Source organism: Paenibacillus sp. 1_12, assembly GCF_900114475.1.
GTDB lineage: Bacteria > Bacillota > Bacilli > Paenibacillales > NBRC-103111 > Paenibacillus_S.
In genome coordinates this window covers 730498-746236 of sequence record NZ_FOTE01000002.1, presented here as the reverse complement: position 1 = coordinate 746236, position 15739 = coordinate 730498, and the positions used below count along the sequence as shown (strand labels likewise).

The 15739-nt window shown below is 44.1% G+C and carries 12 protein-coding genes; 8 read left to right on the top strand and 4 right to left on the bottom strand.

The window, feature by feature from the left end:
• Positions 1–210 precede the first annotated feature (210 nt).
• The 6 genes from BM210_RS07185 to BM210_RS07160 all read left to right on the top strand — a co-directional run bounded on the left by BM210_RS07185 (position 211) and on the right by BM210_RS07160 (position 8668).
• A complete protein-coding gene (locus tag BM210_RS07185) occupies positions 211–2442 on the top strand; it encodes a helix-turn-helix domain-containing protein (protein ID WP_091166016.1) in 2232 nt (743 codons plus the stop codon).
• Positions 2443–2741: 299 nt separating this feature from the next.
• The gene (locus tag BM210_RS07180) at positions 2742–3596 is read left to right on the top strand and encodes an ABC transporter permease (RefSeq protein ID WP_091166183.1); all 855 of its coding nucleotides are present in this window, start codon (positions 2742–2744) and stop codon (positions 3594–3596) included.
• 15 nt (positions 3597–3611) lie between these two features.
• Positions 3612–4487: a carbohydrate ABC transporter permease gene (locus tag BM210_RS07175; RefSeq protein ID WP_091166015.1), complete on the top strand. Its 876-nt coding sequence runs from the start codon at positions 3612–3614 to the stop codon at positions 4485–4487.
• 52 nt (positions 4488–4539) lie between these two features.
• A complete protein-coding gene (locus BM210_RS07170; protein WP_091166014.1) occupies positions 4540–6201 on the top strand; it encodes a type 2 periplasmic-binding domain-containing protein in 1662 nt (553 codons plus the stop codon).
• 235 nt (positions 6202–6436) lie between these two features.
• Complete coding sequence (locus tag BM210_RS07165; RefSeq protein ID WP_177237681.1) at positions 6437–7927, top strand: glycoside hydrolase family protein; 1491 nt, start codon at positions 6437–6439, stop codon at positions 7925–7927.
• A 219-nt stretch (positions 7928–8146) separates the two neighbouring features.
• The gene (locus BM210_RS07160) at positions 8147–8668 is read left to right on the top strand and encodes a P-loop nucleotide/nucleoside kinase family protein (protein ID WP_177237680.1); all 522 of its coding nucleotides are present in this window, start codon (positions 8147–8149) and stop codon (positions 8666–8668) included.
• An 8-nt stretch (positions 8669–8676) separates the two neighbouring features.
• On the opposite strand, the gene BM210_RS07155 is transcribed toward BM210_RS07160, so the two are convergent.
• On the bottom strand, positions 8677–9702 hold the full coding sequence (locus BM210_RS07155) for an aldo/keto reductase (protein ID WP_091166011.1): 1026 nt from the start codon (positions 9700–9702) through the stop codon (positions 8677–8679).
• A gap of 232 nt (positions 9703–9934) precedes the next feature.
• On the opposite strand from BM210_RS07155, the gene BM210_RS07150 reads away from it, so the two are divergent.
• Together BM210_RS07150 and BM210_RS07145 are read left to right on the top strand one after the other, a co-directional pair.
• Positions 9935–10873 carry an AraC family transcriptional regulator gene (locus BM210_RS07150; protein ID WP_091166010.1) on the top strand — a complete coding sequence of 313 codons (939 nt, stop codon included), beginning with the start codon at positions 9935–9937 and terminating at the stop codon, positions 10871–10873.
• Positions 10874–10971: 98 nt separating this feature from the next.
• Entirely contained in the window at positions 10972–11898 is a 927-nt protein-coding gene (locus BM210_RS07145) for a phosphotransferase family protein (RefSeq protein WP_091166009.1), read from the top strand.
• A gap of 204 nt (positions 11899–12102) precedes the next feature.
• On the opposite strand, the gene BM210_RS07140 is transcribed toward BM210_RS07145, so the two are convergent.
• The 3 genes from BM210_RS07140 to BM210_RS07130 form a co-directional block, all read right to left on the bottom strand.
• Positions 12103–13821 (bottom strand): alpha-keto acid decarboxylase family protein, encoded by a 1719-nt coding sequence (locus BM210_RS07140; protein ID WP_091166008.1) that lies wholly within the window; start codon positions 13819–13821, stop codon positions 12103–12105.
• Between the two features lie 173 nt (positions 13822–13994).
• Positions 13995–14537, bottom strand: coding sequence for a DUF302 domain-containing protein (locus BM210_RS07135; protein ID WP_091166007.1), 543 nt, complete (start codon positions 14535–14537; stop codon positions 13995–13997).
• Positions 14538–14861: 324 nt separating this feature from the next.
• Positions 14862–15737: a LysR family transcriptional regulator gene (locus BM210_RS07130; RefSeq protein ID WP_091166006.1), complete on the bottom strand. Its 876-nt coding sequence runs from the start codon at positions 15735–15737 to the stop codon at positions 14862–14864.
• Positions 15738–15739: the final 2 nt, after the last annotated feature.

The window sequence follows — 15739 nt, the reverse complement described above, 5'->3', positions numbered from 1 at the left end:
CGTAATTACAAAGCCCCTCAGTTCGGTTCTGCGCCGAATGCGGGGCTTCTTATTGTGAAATTGGCGGGAAGTAACAAGTAAACTCGATTCCTATATCAGCCGCCTTATGAACTGCGTATCTTATTAAGGATAAATACTTGTCAGCCGATTGTGTCTAGGCGCGATCCCTTTACTTGATGTTATAAGCTACAAAGGGGAAGAGATACATATATGAAGAACAAATGGTTATATCGACAAATGATTTCGTTCCTTCCGGTCTTTTTTGTATTTACGGTTGTGATAAGCTTGTTGTTTTACTTATCGGTAGGTGAGCTTACCCAAAGGGCTATTTCAAACGCAAATGCCGCTCTCGCCAGTTACATCATGAAAATGGTAGACAGCAACCTTCAGGATGTGGAAGGAATGATTGCCAAAGAATTGATTACTAATCCGCTTTTAAAATATTTCGGTACGGCTTCCGATTCCAATTTCCCGGACCTTTATTCCAAGGAAATCGTGAACAAGCTCACGGAATTTACCGAGGCCTCCCCTTTTATTGATACCGCTTACTTAATTCGGAATAAGGATGGAACGGTCTTCACTCCTGGATATAAGATTCCGTTGGATAGGTTTGGAGATAAAGATTTTATTACGAGCGTGCGGCAAAATGGTTTGCCCGTACATTGGACGAACCTCCGCTCCTATAAGGATACATATCAAAATGATTCGTCTTACAACGTTATATCATTGGTAAAGCCGGTTCCGTTTGATAACAGTCAAGGGATATTGGTCATTAATATAAGGGTCAGTACGATTGCCAAATTTTTGAACGGACTGACTAAGACAGAATTCAGTAAAGTGGAGTTGATGAGTCAAGAAGGACAAAGCATTTACGGGCAAGGGGTGGATAACGGCAAAGAGAGGTTATCGACTTCTTACTCTGCGGAAGAGGTGTCCAATTATACACAGTGGAAAATTTCAGTAGGCACAGCTAACGAAGAAATGCTGGATACCGCAATTGTGTTTACTTATGTTTCTATTGCAGCCGGTATTGTTTTAACCATATTGGGCATGGGTTGGATTGTGTATGTGGTCAGACGTAATTATGCGCCGATCCAATCGATAAATGATAAAATCAATGCTTATCTTTTGCACAAGCGGATGCAGCATCAAGGTGATCGTGGAAAGGATGAGCTTCAATTTTTGGAAACCGCTTTAGATCGAATCATCGATCAATCGCTATTGTTTGAAAAGCAGCATGAAGAAAGTATGATTTTACGCCGTCAGCATCAGTTCCGGCAATTAATGAACGGCGACAGCCAATCCGATTTGGAAGAATTAAAAGAAGAGTGGCAGAGACAGGGTTTGCAGTTAGACAATGTTTCGTTGTTTGTAAGTATTTTTGAAATTGACAAGCAACAAGAATTTATAAGCAAGTATTCGCAGAGGGATCAGGCTCTGCTTAAATATTTGCTGCAAAATGTCATTAAGGAAATATCGGCTGAAGCAGGTATTTGTCAATGGTCGGAGTGGCTGGATCCGATGCAATTAGGCATCATATTTCAAGGTGCGGACATGGAGAGCCAGGAGCAGGTCGTTCGATTGTGCGAACGCAACATAGAATGGCTTAAGCACAATGTTGCCTTTACCGTAACGATCGGCATTGGGAGTTCTTGCGAGCAGATGGACGAAATTCCGCAATCCTATGCAGACGCACAGGAGTCTCTAAAGTATAAATCAAGCATGGGTCATGATCGTATTATCGGGATTTGGGATATTGCAGGCCGCAAGCAGGGGAAAATTCTCCCTTATTTGAATACGGTACGCACGATTTCCCAGTTGTACCGCTTGGACGATCCGTCATGGCATAGCCAATTTGAGCAATTGAGGATGCATCTGACGACCAATTTATTCACTTCCGATCATATTAAAAACATGTTGGAATATGTGATTTATCATCTGAACGAAGAGATCAATCAGCTTTCCTCCGACATAAGGGAGTATTGGAATAAGGAAGTCGCTCCCAAGCTGGAATTGATGCTGTCCTCGAATCATTCGGCGCAGGAAATTCTAAGTCGCATGTATCAAGGTTTAACCGATTTCGAACAGGCCATCCGTGCTTTGAAAGAACGGAAAAATAATCATAAGCTGATAAGGGGACTTCAAACTTATATTGAGCAGAACTATGGCAATCCGGATCTTTCCCTGATGTTATTAAGTGAAACGGTTCAAGTGAATGCGAAATATTTAAGTTTATTATTTAAAGAAGAATTTGGCGAAAAATTTATTGATTACGTTACCAAAGTGCGTGTCGAGAAGGCCAAGAGTTTGCTGCTGGAAACGATGGATCCGGTACAGGATATTGCTGTGAAGGTAGGATACACGCATTCTATTTCTTTTATCAGGGTATTTAAAAAATACGTCGGACAAACACCAGGGGACTACCGTAAAAATAAGGCTTGAGTGGAAATCGATCTATTTCGGAAATCTGTATATGAAGAGCCCTTTGAACCTGCAAAGAGATTCAAAGGGCTCTTTTTGCCTGAGGTAAGGGCGTTTTAGGAATGCTATCTATAGAATGAAAACGGTTTATTGACCGTTTAGCGGCTTAGGTTTACTGTGTAAGAGCGTAAAGCAAAATAAGTTTGAGGAGTGATGAAGTGAGGGAGGTTTCGGTTCGTTCGGATAGCAGTTATACCAGGGCCCACAGTAATCGGTTAATAAGACGAAGAAAATTTATCCAAAACGTACCCTTGTTAATTATGTTTATACCTGTCATTTTGTATTACATCATTTTCAAGTATGTTCCGATGTTCGGCCTGGTCATTGCTTTTAAAAATTACAATTTTCACGATGGTTTTTGGGGCAGCACCTGGGTGGGCTTCAAGCATTTTCAAACGATTTTTCACAGCTCACAAACAATTTCAGTCATCAAAAACACGTTAGTATTAAGTGTGCTGCAAGTTTTCGTCAGTTTCCCTTTTCCTATAGTGATTGCTATTCTACTGAACGAAGTAAGGAAGAGCTGGTTTAAACGAAGTGTCCAAACAATGCTTTACATTCCACATTTCCTGTCCTGGATTATTGTCGGTGGGATGATTACGACGATGTTCTCGATGCAGACGGGCGCGATCAATCATGTCATTACTTATCTTTTTGGGGAGCCCTTTCCGTTCCTGTATAGAGAAAATTCGTGGATTGCCGTTTTTGTTGGATCGGGGATTTGGAGAGATGCAGGCTATAGCGCCATTATTTATATAGCCGCATTGACTGCAATCGACAGCTCATTGTACGAAGCAGCCAGCATGGACGGCGCCAACAAGTGGAGGCAGGTATGGCATATAACGCTGCCCGGCATCCGTCCTACCATTTTCATTTTGCTGATTCTGTCGATGGGGAGAATACTAGAGGTAGGGTTCGACCATGTGTATATTATGCAAAACTCCACGGTAAGTGCTGTTTCAGAAGTCATCAGTACCTACATTTACAAGGTCGGTCTTCAAAGCGGACAGTTCAGTTTAACGGCGGCGCTTGGCCTGTTCGAATCTGTAGTCGGATTAATACTCGTGCTATCAGCCAACTCGGTCGCCAAACGGTTCAAACAAAACTTATGGTAAGGAGTAACCATACATATGAAAATCAGTACCGGAGAAAAGATCTTTTACTCCTTGAACTATATCGTCCTTGCGGTGGCCGGATTGAGCTGTATCATCCCCCTCATTCATACACTCGCGCTCTCGTTAAGCGACAATCATGCGGTCATGTCTGGTATGGTTTCCTTTTTACCCGTCAATTTCACATTCGGATCCTACGATTCGCTATTTAAAGGAACGCGTCTGATCGGGGCGCTTACAAACAGCATGACCATTACCTTGGTTGGGGTAACCTTGAGTATGCTAATGACCATATTAGCCGCTTATCCGTTATCAAGGCGATATTTTTACGCTAGACGGTTTTTCAGCCTTGCGATTGTGTTCACTTTGCTGTTCAGTGGCGGTATCATCCCTATGTATCTGCTCCTGAAATCGTTGGGTTTGATGAACAGTTACTGGGCGCTGTGGCTGCCCTCACTCGTCAGCTCATTTAATATGTTACTGATGAAAACGTTTTTTGAAAATATCCCCGAAGAGTTGGTTGAAGCCGCTCGTATGGACGGATGCAGTGAATGGCGGCTGCTCGGAGGCATTATTCTGCCCTTGTCCATTCCAGTCATGGCCACGCTGGTTTTGTTCTACGGCGTTCATTATTGGAACATGTTTCAAAATATCCTGCTATACATTACGAATGCCAAAAAATATAATTTGACCGTTCTTGTTCAGCAAATGATTCAAAACCAAGCGGCCTTGGCAGAGGCGACATCCAATGAACCCCAGCTGGCCGATCTGATTACACCCGAATCGGTTCGTTCCGCCGGAGTCATTATTTTAATGATCCCCCCATTACTCGTGTATCCGTTCATACAAAAATATTTTGTTAAAGGTATTATGATTGGTGCAGTAAAAGGGTAGGTAAGTCAACAGTTCGCAAAACCATTATTATTAAATTTATGGAGGTATTGGAATGAACAAATTAACTGGCAAGCCTGCGATTGTAAGCGTAATTACAGCTTTGACTTTAACAACGATACTAGCAGGTTGTTCTACACCACAAAATAATGATAAAAATAGTACTACTACTGGTCCGGTTGCGAAGCCGAAAATCACATCCTCAGTTTTTGAACGCAATGCGGTGCCGCAAGAAGAAGGAACTGTTGACAATAACCGGTGGACCAAATGGATTAACGAAAAAGCCCCAGCCGAGGTTACGTTTGTTCCGGTAGCACGTGATGCTTCGAAACAAAAGGATAAATATAACGTGCTGTTTGCTTCAGGAAGCGCCCCTGATTTAATTTTTGAATATACAGCTCAAAATTTACTGGATTGGTACAATACCAAGCAGCTCATGCCGCTAGATGATTTGATCGAAAAACACAGCACTACATACAAACAGTGGCTGCAAAAATATCCGGATATGAAGAAGCTGGCAACAGCAAGCGACGGCAAAATGTACATGTTTAAAACCGTGCAGAACGGGGGAATTAATGACACCATTCTCATACGAAAAGACTGGCTGGATAAATTAAAACTGGAGGTGCCAAAAACAGTCGATGATTGGCTAAAGGTAGCCATAGCTTTTGCTGATCAGGATCCTGATGGGAACGGAAAAAAGGACACCTATGGCATTAACATTCAAGGAAGCGATGCGGCCGATCAAATCAATAAAATGTTTAATGATTGGAATAGCCAGTTCGGTTATACGGTTTATAATGGACAATTAGTGAAAAGATTGGAAACGACTAAAGCTGCCGCTGATTTTAAAAAGAAATTGTTCGATGCAGGTGCGGTTGATAAAGATTTTCTAGTCAATAAGCCAGATAAAGTAAAACAAGATTGGATTTCCGGGAGACTGGGCATTTACACGCTGAACGGGAATTTAAATAATACAGCCTCACTTGCCGCCTTCCAGGCACTGAAGAAAAATGTTCCTACGGCAGAAGTAATTGCACTGGCTTATCCCGAAACACCGTTCGGTAAATTAAATCCTATTATAGCTGCACCGTTTAATGCCGGCGGGGCAGCGATCAATATCCTAGCGAAGGATCCAGTCGCTGTAATGAAATACGTCGATTTTCTCGTTGGAGCGGAAGCATCCAGCGTGTTACAGGACGGTTTTGAAAATGTTCATTATAAGCCGGATGCCAACGGCTGTGCGATTCCGATAGATCAAGAGAAAAACACAAAGGAGAGAGGACAAACCACTTCAGATTTATCTATGCTTTCATTTGGGCCTGGTGTTCCGAATTCAAAATGCTCCTTCGCGGAGACATTCCTTAATCCTGCGGACCCTATTCAAAAATCATTTAAGGATTTGGTGCTGCAGGCTAGAAAGGATTATATTGATCCCAATCGGGAGTTTGTACAACCTCTTCTCAGTTATCCTGTGGTTTCCGATGATTTAAGCCTTATTCGCGTCAGCCTTCAAAAAGATCTTGCGACAATTTGGGACAAGGCGATTATCGGAGGGAAGGCTTACACTATCGATCAGGCATTCGAGGATGCCAAGGCGGTGTGGGCGAAGAATGGAGGGCCGAAACTGGACGAGTACATGGCCAAATGGTATCAGGAGAACAAGGATACGGTCGTGACTACAAAAAATGCCGTTAAGATGTGGGATCAGAAGTAAAAACGCAGATTTACAACGCTAAGGTATTTTGGACAGAAAATAATCCGGTTCTCACCACGTCAAGGGTGCAACCGGCTTTATTTGGGGGCTAAGAATCGAAAGAATCTGGCTGAACAGCGACTGGAAGAAGGGTCTGCTTTCGCAGCGCCTCTCTGCTGTTATGATGTTTAGTTCATCTTATATAGTTTGTTTCTTAAGAAAAATATTAAATATAAATAGGAGATGTGTGGCAACCATGATTACTTACACTAAACCCGCTTATACTACAGCAAGCTCGGCTTTTCATTTACATGTAGACGACACCACTGTCTTTGTTGAAAATTTTTTGGACTACCATTATGCTCATTTTTCCTACTCGGGTACATCCATACTAACGGTCACGGCAAGCCAGCCCATCACAAGCTATGATATAAGCCCGCACAGTTTGGGGATTACGGGGACAGTAAGCGGGAATCAATTGACTTTTTCTATTGACAGTAATTCCGAAAAGCCATGCTATTTGGTTATACAGATTAATAGCCTGGAGAAGCTCGTTGTTCTGGCGGACCCTTTGGAAAGCCATGCTCCGGCATCCTCCGGGACAGGTATTTATAATATAATAAACTCTCCTTATCATGCAGACAACACTTGGACGAGCGATGTTACCCGTATCATACAGCAAGCAATTGATGATGCATCTGCCGCAGGCGGAGGAATCGTGTATGTACCTGTAGGTGTATATAAAGTTAAGGATATTCTCTACATAAAGAGCAATGTCACCCTTTACCTACAGGGAGGGGCAGTCCTAAAGTCAAATCCGGACAGAACCCTTTATGATTCTACTATCAGTGGGGAGGGTAAAATATTTATTGAACCCATGATAAGGATAGACCATGCACCCAATGCCAAAATACTGGGGCGCGGTGTGTTGGACGCCAGTGGTATAGAGATTATGGATAAGGACCGTGCATCATCAACCTATCTCGGATACAGAAGAAACGTTATTGTAGGTAACTTTTCCAATCATGTAACGATAGAAGGCATCATCATAAAGGACTCAACAACGTGGACAATTAACGGTATTCAAGGTGGCGATGGATTTACGGTAAGAAATGTCAAGATTATCAATCACAAAAATGCAGACCAGTATAAAATCATGAATGACGGTATAGATCTATGTGGAACAAGGAATGCCATAGCGGAAAAAAACTTTGTCATGACCGTAGATGATGCCCTGTGTGCTAAATCGACTATAATGGACTTTGCCATGTATAACATACATTTCAAGAACAATATTGTATTTTCGTCTTGTGCTGGTCTCAAAGCAGGTTTGCAGTCGTTGAGCCCTATGTATGATGTATGGTTTGAAGATAACGACGTCGTTCAGGCACGGCGTGGAATCGTGGTAGAAGCAACTTCGGGGAATCAGTTGATGGACGATATACATTTTGTAAATACAAGAGTGGAAAGCTTTGTATTTACTTCCATGGGTAAAAGTATTCCTATAGAAATAGAAGCGAAAACAGCACCCATAACGAATGTAAATATAGAAAGCACTTTATTCGATAAATTAGCTTTTAACCCCATACATATCTATGGCTCAAGTGACACGAATGCTGTAACAAATGTAACGTTTACCGATCTATGCATGTGCGGAGATGCCATAACGAATATCTCCGACGGACGGATAATGGAGGGCAGCTATGCAGCCGGGATAACTGTGACAGCTACTTCAAGCACTTTTTGAAAGCCGTTATTTCCATAAAACCCACCGACGTTTCCAAGCTCTCTATCAAATATTGACTTTCCATGAGAAAAGGTACAGCTCCTCAAATTTTTGGGGCCGTACCTTTAGTTTTCGTGGCGATTTATAGCTGCATTTTTAATTGCTAAAGCATTCTAGAATAGCAAGCTAAACCAATGGGTGGTATATTATGGTTATATGATAGAGATAGGTGGAATTATATTGTCCGATATCATTTTATTCAGAGGGCGTCCAGGTGTAGGAAAGACGACTATATCAGATCTATTAAGTTCCCAACTTAATATCCCTATTATTCGAAAAGATGACTTTTATGATGTGGTAGCTAGTTATAACGATATTCATGATCAAAGGAACAAGGTTTCATATGGAATCTTATTCAGAATTCTAGAATCGAACAAGAAAATGAATGGACGTTTTATTCTGGATTTCCCTTTTAACCAAGAAGAAGACGTGACGAGGTTTAGTGATTGGTTAAAAGAACATAACTATTTCTTGAAATCCATACTTTGTATCTGCTCTAATGAAAAAATTTGGGCCGATCGCTTTAACAAAAGAAAGGTTAATCCTATGCCTAACCAATTGATTACCGATTTTATTGAATTAAAACAATATTATAAAGATCTAAGCATTAAACCGTTAGAGGGCGAATTAGTAGTTGATACGACCGATGAACTTGATTCAATTATTAGTAACGTCACCAAGTACATCAATCAGAATGCTTAAGGCGACTCTTAAGGCTCCAGGCGGTCTCGCTTCTGGAATTCAACCATCCAGCCCGGATATTCCGGCGGCAGTGCGCTCACTTCGTCAAGACGGCGAATTTCATCATCCGTCAGCTCCAGCTCCGCTGCTTCCAGATTAGCCTCCAGTTGTTCAAGCCGCTTTGCTCCAACCAGAACGGAGGTTACGACGGGTCTCGTCAGCAGCCAGGCGAGGGCAACAGTAGCAGAATTCGTTCCGTGCGCTTCCGCAATCGGCCTAAGCACATCAATAATATTCCAGGCACGTTCCTTATCCACAAGCGGGAAATCAGCCGCCGAGCGGCGCGAATCCTCTGCTTTCTGATTGTGCCGGTCATACCGCCCCGATAGCAGACCGCCGGCAAGCGGACCCCACACCAGGAGTCCCATTTTCTTCGCCTCCATCATAGGTGCCAGCTCCCGCTCTAAATCCCGGCTGGCAAGCGAATAATACGCCTGCAGCGTTTCAAAGCGGGCTAGATTCTTGCGCTCAGAAATACCAAGTGCGTCGGCAATCTTCCAGGCTTGCCAGTTCGATACACCAATGTACCGAACTTTGCCTTGTGATACCAGATCATCCAGAGCGCCCAAGGTTTCTTCAACCGGCGTCAGGAAATCATCGGCATGAATCTGATACAAATCGATGTAATCGGTTTGCAGCCGCTTCAAGCTTCCTTCCACTGCATCCATGATGTGTCCTCTTGAAGCGCCGACATCGTTACGTCCTTTGCCAGACCTACCAGCTGCTTTGGTAGCAATCACAACATCCTTTCTTGCAATGCCAAGGTTACGGAAGGATTGTCCAAGCGTAATTTCACTTTCACCATCTCCATAAATATCAGCGGTATCATAGAAGTTGATCCCGATATCCACACTCTTCCGTATCATCTGATCTGCCTCTTCTTGTCCAATTGAACCGATAATACTATTAAAACCCTTTCCACTGGAGAACGTCATCGTCCCTAGAGCAAGCTGCGAAACTAAAAGTCCTGTATTTCCAAGTTGTTTATATTTCATTATAAATTGCCTCCTTAGATACGTGATATTCTATACCATGACGATAGCGCTCACTTCGCGAACGCTGTATGCGACTGTCCGGTACATCCGTAATTATCTGTCTTTCTCTCCTTGAAAGATAGTTCGATCATACGGAATATCTGCCTGATTATCCAAAGCGAATTGTTTTCCCAGCCGGTATATGTTTAAATATTGCCTAAGAGCACACTACAAATAAAAAGGAACAGACGCCATGCACATTAACCAGGTGAATATACAGGAGCTTCTGGATCGGTTATTGAACCTTTGCTTACAAATACCTATAAATTCAAACAGACTGCAGGCGGCTGTTCCTTTTCTTGATATCTTGAAAGTAAACAGCCCGACATTAATGTCAAAGGGGCCATTGAAACCATCTCTCTGCATTATTTTGCAAGGGAAGACACGCTTGCAGTTTGGAGAAGACATAATCGAGTACAAGCGGGGGAATTTTCTCGCTACAAGCTTAAGTTTGCCGGTTACTGGCCAGATATTGGAGGCCGCGGCAGATGCGCCATATTTGGCGCTGCGGATCGAATTGTCCCCCGGTGAGGTGGCCGCAGTCGCAACTGAAGCTGGTCTGAAGCTCCAACTGGAGGACGGGCCTCACACGGGTATTTTTGTCGGCAAACCCAAGCTTGAGGTATTGGAGGGCTTCGAAAAGCTGCTGCGGCTTTCACAAGACCCCAAGGCGGCCAAATACCTCGCGCCAGCAGTAAAACGGGAAATCATCTACTGGCTGCTGGATGGTGAGGAAGGCTCACGCTTTTATTACAACATGTTATGGCATCAGGAGGCTTCCGGAATCAGCAAGGTAATCGACTGGATCACCCATAACTTTGACAGTGCCATTACGATTGAAGAGCTGGCTGAACTGGGGAATATGAGCATCTCCAGCCTGCATTATAAATTTAAAGAAGTGACGGCCATGGCTCCCTTGCAGTACCAGAAGCAACTTCGTCTTCAGGAAGCGCGTAGGCTTTTGCTTGACGGTGCCAATGTAACGGAAACGGCGCTGCGTACGGGCTACCAAAGCTCGACGCAGTTTAGCCGTGAGTATAAGAGGCTGTTCGGGCTGTCGCCCGTGCAGTATATCCGTTCCCGCCATGAGGGCGAGCAGTTGGCCGAGCATGAACCCCTGAGAAAGCTGTGACCTGCAGTTTCCGCAGGGTACAAATTAATCAAGCGCAATACATGATGTTAAATGTTTATATTCAGGGCTCTTGTAACAAAACGAGGGGAGTGTGAGCCATGACTGCATATGAAAAACCAAGCTTGGACATAAGTGAGGAAGAGGCAGTATTAAGGACTCATCTCGGTTCAAAAGTGGTAGAGATAACGCCACTGGTGGGCGGTAACTTGAGCACTGTTTTCTCCTTCAGCAATGAAGGAAAAGGATACGTGATTAAATTCAGTGACATGGAGGGAGCGTATAAAACAGAACATTATATTTCGGAATTGCTATGTAACCAGGGGATACCGTTTCCAAGATGCCTTGGACAAGGGAAAGTCGGACATCTAGCATACTCCATAATGGAACGGATTGATGGCTGTAATCTAGCGGATTTCTCAGCTGAGCAGCAAACCCACCAACTCCCAGAGCTTATAAGGATATTGACACGTCTAAACCATGTAGATCTCGGGCTAACAAGCGGATATGGATGGGTCGGGCCTAATGGTGACGGAACATTTCAAACATGGAAGGACTATTTGGTTACATCATTTGCTGAGGATCAGACGGGGAACTTCTGGGAGAATTGGTATGACTTATTTCAGAGTTCTTGTTTAGAAAAAGATGTATTTGATGAATGCTACAAACGTTTAATGGCTTACTCGTCCTACAATGAACCCCACCGTTACTTTATTCATGGGGATTTTCACCAATGGAATATTTTGTCCGACGGCTCACGTATAACCGGTGTCATTGATGGCAACTTTGCATACGGCGATTTTCTTGTCGATCTCGCAATTCTCGATAGACACATGGAAGGGCGTGAAGTAATTCATGCTTATCAAGACTACCAAGAAAAAGTTGGAATTATTATCCCGGATTTCAAAGAGAGATTAATTGGAGCCTATTATTTTAAGGGGATGGATGGACTTCGTTTCTATGCAAAAATGGGGTGGAACGATGCCTATTACAGTACACGTAATTTTCTTCTCAATTTGGACACTTGATCATTTAAAGGAAATTGGCAACTGTAAGCATTTAAGCGCACTTTAGTCGACGGGGATTATGTTGCGATTCAATCACGGATGTACTTGAGTGATGAATTTGTCATCGAAGGGATACAGAAGCGTTGCTGCAGCAACGCTGTTTTTGTTGATCGTGATTATTAAGATGAGGGATTTCTCCAGACAAAGGAAAGAGTCCAGCTGATTCTATTTCTGGCTTCGCTGCTTCTCCTGCATCTCCAAATAGTTGCGCATCCGGCGCATATTTTCGGGTGCGTCCATAGGATCCGCGGCGATCATTTCAATGATACAGAGTCTTCCGGCACGTTCCTTATCAGCTTGGGTTATAGCCTGGTCAAGCTCTCCATAGGTCCGGACAGTCACGGCAAACGCATCGCCTCCAAAAGCTTCAGCCAGCTTGGTATATGACCAGCGCGGAATTTTGTTATATTGCTGATCCTCTGTTTTCACATTTAAATATTTTTCGATCGTATACCCATCGTTGTTCAAGACGAAGATAATGGGCTTGCATTCATAATAGAGCATGGAGCTGATCTCTTGGGCTGTCAACTGCAAGGAGCCGTCACCTGTAAATAACAACACCCGTCGGTTCGGGGCAGCGATACTGGCACCGTATGCTGAGGGTGTGGCATAACCGATGGACTCCCAGCCTCCCTGAGCAATATACGTTACATTGAGCGGTAGTTTCACCTGCGCCATCCCGTTGTACAACGTACCGGTCTCGGCAATCACGATATCCCCTTCTTTGAGCATCTGCTGAAAACGAGGATAATAAATGGCCGCAGTTAGTGGCTCATCAGTACTGCCGGTTATTTGGTCGTACGGGAATGTTGCTTTTCCCGCTAAACCATGGCCTTTGTGACCAACCTTTTGCACAGCAAGCAGCATGTCGACTGCGAACACATTCGGATATTCGGCTTCTGCGATCTTGACCATTTCCGGTTGAATATCGACTGTCACTAGTGGGTTCAGCTTCGCGGTGAAGTTTCCGGTGTTATTGTCCGCCCATACCATGCCTACCGCAATGACACAGTCTGCATTTTCTACCGTGGTTTGGACTTCAGAACTTCCGAAAGAGCCTCCATACATCCCAATATAATTCGGATGGGTTTCGTCGAATGCCCCCTTTCCGAACATCATTGTCGCAACAGGTGCGTTCATGGCATCGGCGAACTGCCGAACCGCTTTTTCTAGGCCGAACCGCATTGTTTTGACATCAACCAGAATGACCGGCCGGTGGGCACGCTCCAGCAGCTGGCGGACATGTTCCGTTGCTGCCTGAAGGGTTTTCAGATTGGACGTTGGACGCGGCGGTATCGACTCTTTCCTGGCAATGATCGGCTTGGTCACTAAATCATCAGCCACAACCAGGTATACCGGCTTTTTCTTTTCCTTCGCAATGCGAATGGCGGCAGGAATTTCAATCTCGGCGTTTTCCGGCGTCAGTACCGCGGTATAAGCCGTAATCAGTTCATACACTTTGTGGAAGACGTCAAAATTTCCATTCATGAGAGTGTGGTGCATCAGCTTGTGTTCCTTTTGATCCTTATCGGGAGGCGCACCCACGATGTGAATCAGCGGCACATGCTCGCTGTAAGCTCCCGCTATTGCATTGCAGGCACTGAGCTCCCCGACCCCGAAAGTCGTAATAAGAGCGGACAGACCTTTAATTCTTGCGTAGCCATCCGCCGCATAACCTGAGTTCAATTCGTTCCGTCCACTAATAAACCGGACGCCGTTATATCGCTCCAGCGTATCCAATAGTGTAAAATTATAGTCTCCGGCAACGCCGAAAATTTCGGTAATACCCTCCAGCTTCAGGCAATCGAACAAATACTGGCCAAGTGTTTTTTGAGCTGTTTCAGTTTGCGGGTTAGAGCTTCCCACCACTGTTAAGGTTCCCATCTCTTGCTCACTCCCTATCTTTTTAAATCTGTCCTTGTATAAGATACCCTTTTCATTGAACTGGTTATTCACTAAGGGATGTTCGATATGCTAGTGTTCTGTGTGTCCTAAAAGGAAAGAAAAAGACAGTACTTAATGATGACATTATTTCGACTTCAAAAGATATTGCTTTTTTAAGGTGTTTGATTCTGATTGTTCCTTAAAATACGCTGCACGACACAATTCATTCGATGATCGAGCAAAGAACCGTAAGGGTACAAGGCTGGATGATTCAATGTCGCTAAAAAAGACGAGGGTCGCTCGTAGCTAATTATGGCCCCAGTGGGATTACCGTTATCATAAAGAGATACCCGGAACGGCACAAACAAACTGGCTCTTATATCGATCGTGAGGATCGGTTCGGCTACGACCCCATTACCGATGATATATAAAACGCATTTTTTTATGCCGTTATGGAGCGAGACCAGCCGGCCTTGGTCGATTTTGAAGAAGATCATTAACCCGTGGGGGCCAGCCATTTGTGCGAATGCTTGCTGTACCTTTTCCCAGGAAGCATGCTCTTTAACGAGCGCGGTTTCAGCGTTCTGATTCCAATGCCCCATTTCACGCTCGAACGCAGTCACGAGCGCTTCATAGCTCAACCCTGAAGGTATATCTTCGCGGACGGTCGTTAGCCACGAAACCATTTTGTAAGGAATAAAAGGGCTGTTTGCCATTGTATCGGAATCCTCCCTGTTGATCATACATTACCAACATTGTATTCCTTGGTATGATCTGCAAGAACGATGTAGGGACTAGAGGCAACCGCCTTTATATTAACTAACGAGCAGTTATATTGAATCGTAATGATCGTTGAAGCACGACGTTTGAAGGACTAGTGATTTTCTCTCATACTTGTGACAAATTCACTTTCAGTCAAATAATTGCGGAGCTTATAGAACGAGGATAGAATGAATGGCAAAAAAAGAAGAGCATCCCAGCCTGTTTCAACAGGGCAGCGGATGCTTTTTGTTTGTTACTTGCAAGCTTACACTTGGATGCTATTTCACGAGCTCAATAAACTTGCTTGCCGCATTGGAAAGCGGCATATCACGCATAATCATGAATCCCACTTGGGAAGGTGGCATCTTGAGATCTAATTGAATTTCAAAGAGTGAACCCTCTTCCAGTTCCTTGGAAATGAATTCTTTGGTTATGTAAGAGATTCCGAGGCCTTTTCGCGCAAATTCGATAAGAAGATCCACGCTTCCGACTTCAATTTCAGGTTTGATCTGATAACCGTAGCTTTGAAATAGTTCCGTGATGGCCATCCGTACCCGGCTATTACGTGAGAATAGGATGATGGGATACTGAAGCAGCGATTCCAGTGAGAGTACTTGGTCCTTAAGATCAGCATAATGAGCCCCCGCTACAAAGCAATCCTGCAGCTGAATGCCCATCATCACTTCAAGCTGGGAATCGACAATGGGCATACGAACGACACCCAAATCGATTTTTCCCTCTTTCAAAAATGCGATGGTTTCTGGCGTCGTCCCATGATTCAGATGCAATTTGATGCCGGGATACTTCTGATGATAACTTTCCAGAAAAGGAAGCAAGTAGTGCTTGAACAACGAATCGCTGCCACCGATCCGCAGCTCGCCGCTGTCCAGATTTTTAAGCGCCGCCATCTTTTCTTCTGCCAAAGAGATTAGGATCTGCGACTTCTCGATATACGAATAGAGAGTGACGCCCTCTTGCGTTAAGGAAACACCTTTGGAATTGCGATAAAACAAGGTGATACCGAAGCTTTCTTCTAGTTGTTTGATGGCGTGGCTGACGCTTGGCTGGGTGAGGTACAACGACTTGGCGGCACTAGATAAGCTTCCGGTCTTCGCGGCCCAATAGAAAACCTTGTAAAGTTCGTAATTGATCATAG